Source organism: Tabrizicola sp., assembly GCF_036781545.1.
In the GTDB taxonomy this organism is placed as follows: domain Bacteria; phylum Pseudomonadota; class Alphaproteobacteria; order Rhodobacterales; family Rhodobacteraceae; genus Tabrizicola.
In genome coordinates this window covers 1-3,706 of sequence record NZ_DAIQAT010000162.1, presented here as the reverse complement: position 1 = coordinate 3,706, position 3,706 = coordinate 1, and the positions used below count along the sequence as shown (strand labels likewise).

Annotated in this window: 4 protein-coding genes; 1 reads left to right on the top strand and 3 read right to left on the bottom strand. The window is 66.9% G+C overall.

The features are described 5' to 3' along the window. Positions 1 to 226 precede the first annotated feature (226 nt). Positions 227 to 637, top strand: coding sequence for a SufE family protein (locus tag V7Q39_RS17500; protein WP_333817904.1), 411 nt, complete (start codon positions 227 to 229; stop codon positions 635 to 637). Here V7Q39_RS17500 and V7Q39_RS17495 read toward each other — a convergent pair. The 3 genes from V7Q39_RS17495 to V7Q39_RS17485 form a co-directional block, all read right to left on the bottom strand. After that, entirely contained in the window at positions 624 to 965 is a 342-nt protein-coding gene (locus V7Q39_RS17495; protein WP_333817902.1) for a DUF427 domain-containing protein, read from the bottom strand. The two genes, V7Q39_RS17500 and V7Q39_RS17495, sit on opposite strands and share 14 nt — an antisense overlap. A 10-nt stretch (positions 966 to 975) precedes the next feature. Beyond that, on the bottom strand, positions 976 to 2,775 hold the full coding sequence (locus V7Q39_RS17490; RefSeq protein ID WP_333817901.1) for an aminopeptidase P family protein: 1,800 nt from the start codon (positions 2,773 to 2,775) through the stop codon (positions 976 to 978). 38 nt (positions 2,776 to 2,813) lie between these two features. After that, positions 2,814 to 3,706: cobaltochelatase CobT-related protein (locus tag V7Q39_RS17485; RefSeq protein WP_443082541.1), on the bottom strand; the 893-nt coding region annotated here is incomplete at its 5' end.

Genomic DNA, 3,706 nt, shown 5'->3' with positions numbered 1-3,706 from the left:
GATTTCCGGAACCAGTTGAACGGGTTCAGCTTGCTTTGCCGCACCTTCCCGCAGCCCGCAAGGGCGACGGCGAGACCAAGAACGACGTGACGGCGGGAAACGGGCATGGCGAGCATCCTGAACGTGTGCCCCTTGGGTAGCCGATGGCACCGCGTTTGAAAAGCGCTTCTCTGGGCTGGACCTTTGCACCCCGCAGGCTTACCTCACCCGCATCAAGGAGCTGCCCATGGCCACCGAAGCCTTTGAAGAGATCGCGGAAATCTTCGACTTCCTCGACGACTGGGAAGACCGCTACCGCCATGTCATCGAGCTTGGCAAGGCGATGCCGCCCCTGGACGAAAGCTTCAAGGTCCCCGCGCTGAAGGTGCAGGGCTGTGCCAGCCAGGTCTGGCTGCGCCCGATGATCGATGGGGGCCGCTTCGATTTTCAGGGCGACAGCGACGCGATGATCGTCCGCGGCCTGATCGCCGTCCTGCACGCGCTCTATTCCGGCGTTCCTGTGGCCGATGTCGCCAAGGTCGATGCCGCCGCCGAACTCGGCCGCCTCGGCCTCAATGAACATCTTTCCAGCCAGCGCTCCAACGGCCTCCGCGCCATGGTGCAGCGCATCCGCGAGGAAGCGGCTAGCCGCGCGTGACCCTCACCCGGTCGGGATAGAAGGCGAGGTGCCCGGCAATCGCCGCCACCTCCTCCTTCGGCTCCTCATAGGTCCAGACCGCATTGGCCAGCATCCCGAAATCGCCCTTGATCGAGTAATAGCTGGCCTGCCCCTTCCACGGGCATTTCGTCGCATGATCCGTCCGGACCAGGCGGTGCATGTCGATATCCTCGCGCGGGACATAGATCACCGGCGGGTATTCCCCCTCGCGCAGTTCCAGCGCCCGCTCGCTGCGCCCCAGCACCGTCGATCCCGCCGCAACCGTGACCGGCCCGTCGATTGGGATTATCGTGATGTGAGCGGCCATTCGATGCTCCTCAGACCGGGGCGCAGGCGTCCTTCAGCCAGGAAAGCGTGGCACCGGACACCCGGCTGCCAAGCTTTTCCAGCACTTCCGCATGATAGGCATTCAGCCAGCGCCGTTCCCCCGGCGACAGCTCGTCGCCTAGGATCAGCCGCCGGTCGAAGGGCACGAAGGTCAGCGTCTCGAAGGCCATCTGCGCCCGGTTGTCGCCCAGGGCAGGGGCCTCCCGCACCACGATCAGGTTCTCCAGCCGGATGCCGAAGGCGCCCTCGCGGTAGTATCCCGGCTCATTCGACAGGATCATCCCCGGCTCCAGCGGCACCTCCGAGACGCGCGAAATCCGCTGCGGCCCCTCATGCACCGATAGGAAAGCCCCGACGCCATGCCCGGTGCCGTGGTCATAGTCCTGCCCCGCGACCCACAGGTTGAACCGCGCCAATGCGTCGATGTCCCGCCCCGGCAGGCCCTTCGGGAATCGCACCCGGCTGATCGCGATCAACCCCTGCAAGACCCGCGTATAGCACTCCCGCGCCTCCTGCCCGGGATCGCCCACGGGCACCGTCCGGGTGATGTCGGTCGTCCCGTCCAGATACTGCGCGCCCGAATCGACCAGCAGCAGTTCGTTCTGCCCCACCGGGCGGTTGATCTCTTCCGTCACCCGGTAATGCATGATCGCGCCATGCGGCCCCGCGCCACAGATGGTGTCAAAGCTGATGTCGTGCAGCGCGTTGGTCGCCCGCCGGAAGCCTTCCAGCGCCTGCACCACCGAAATCTCGGTCTGGCCGCCCTTGGGCAGGGCCTCGTCCAGCCAGCGCAGGAACTCCACCATCGCCGCCCCGTCGCGCAGATGCGCCTCGCGGGTGGCCTCGATCTCGGCCGCGTTCTTGCAGGCCTTCGGCAACCGGCAGGGATCGTCACCCCAGGCGACCTCCACCCCGGCGCCGCGCAGGATATCGGCCACCGCCAGCGGCGCCGTCCCCCTGTCGACCCGCACCGGCCCTGCCAACGCCTTCAGCGCCTCGGCAAAGCCCTCCACCGGATGCACGGAAACCTCATCCCCCAGATGCGCCCGCACGGCGCCATCCAGCTTTGCCGGGTTGACGAACAGATCGACCCGCCCGTCGTCATGCAGCACTGCAAAGCCATGCAGCACCGGGTTCTTCGGCACATCCGCCCCGCGCAAGTTCAAGAGCCAGCAGAGCGAATCCGGCATAGTCACCACCGCCGCCTTCTGCCCGGCCTTGCGCAACCCCTCGGCCAGCCGCGCGCGCTTTGCCGCATGGCTCTCTCCGGCCAGCTCCACCGGATGCACGAAGGCCTTGCCGACAGGGGCCGCAGGCTGGTCCGGCCAGATCGCATCCACCGGATTTTCACCGACAGGAACAAGCGTTACGCCGGAATCCTCAAGCGATCTCTCAAGACGCTCGACCTCATCGCTTGTGTGCAGCCAAGGGTCGAACCCCACCTTGCCCGCTGCCAGATGCTCCCGCACCCAGTCGCCCGGCTTCACCTCGGGCCAGGGCACCGGGGTGAAATGCCCCAGGTCCACCTGCGCCTTCACCTGCGTCCGGTAGCGCCCGTCGATGAACACGCCCGCCACCTCCGGCACCACGATGCAGAATCCGGCCGACCCGGTGAAGCCCGTCAGCCACTGCAACCGCTCATCCCGCGCGGCGACATATTCGCCCTGGTGCACATCCGCCCGCGGCACGAGGAAGCCGTCCAGCCCCATCTCCCGCAGCTTCGCCCGCAAGGCTGCCAGCCGCGGCGGCCCCTGATCCGGCGAGGCATGGCTTTCGAAACTCTGGAACATCCGGCTTCCTCTTGGTCCAAATCCTCAGCGACGGCGCGTCACCCCGCCCGCCGCATCCCCATCGCCCGGGCGCGCTTTTTCGGGTCCACCTCGAAAAGCCCCGCCAGTTGCTCGGTCATCGCGCCCGCAAGCTGCTCCACATCGGTGATCGTCACCGCCCGCTGGTAGTACCGCGTCACGTCATGGCCGATGCCGATGGCGATCAGCTCCACCGCGCGGCGCCGCTCGACCATCGCGATCACGTCGCGCAGATGTTTCTCCAGATAGTTCGCCGGATTGACCGACAGGGTCGAATCATCCACCGGCGCCCCGTCACTGATCACCATCATGATCCGCCGTGCCTCGGGCCGCGCCATCATCCGCCGGTGCGCCCATTCCAGCGCCTCGCCGTCGATGTTCTCCTTCAAGAGCCCTTCCTTCATCATCAGCCCCAGGTTCGGCCTGACCCGCCGCCAGGGCGCGTCGGCCGACTTGTAGATGATGTGGCGCAGGTCGTTCAGCCGCCCCGGCATCTGCGGCCGCCCCTGCGCCAGCCAGCGCTCGCGGCTCTGCCCGCCTTTCCAGGCCCGGGTGGTGAAGCCCAGGATCTCCACCTTGACGTTGCAGCGTTCCAGCGTCCGCGCCAGCACATCGGCGCAGATCGCGGCGATCGAAATCGGCCGCCCCCGCATCGAGCCGGAGTTGTCCAGCAGCAACGTCACCACGGTATCGCGGAACTCGGTGTCCTTCTCCCACTTGAAGCTCAAGGGGGTCGTCGGGTTCGCCACCACCCGCGCCAGCCGCCCGGCGTCGAGGATGCCTTCCTCCTTGTCGAATTCCCAGCTGCGATTCTGCTGTGCCTGCAGGCGGCGCTGCAGCTTGTTCGCCAAGCGCGAAACCGCGCCCTTCAAGGGTTCCAGCTGCTGGTCCAGATAGGCGCGCAGCCGCTCCA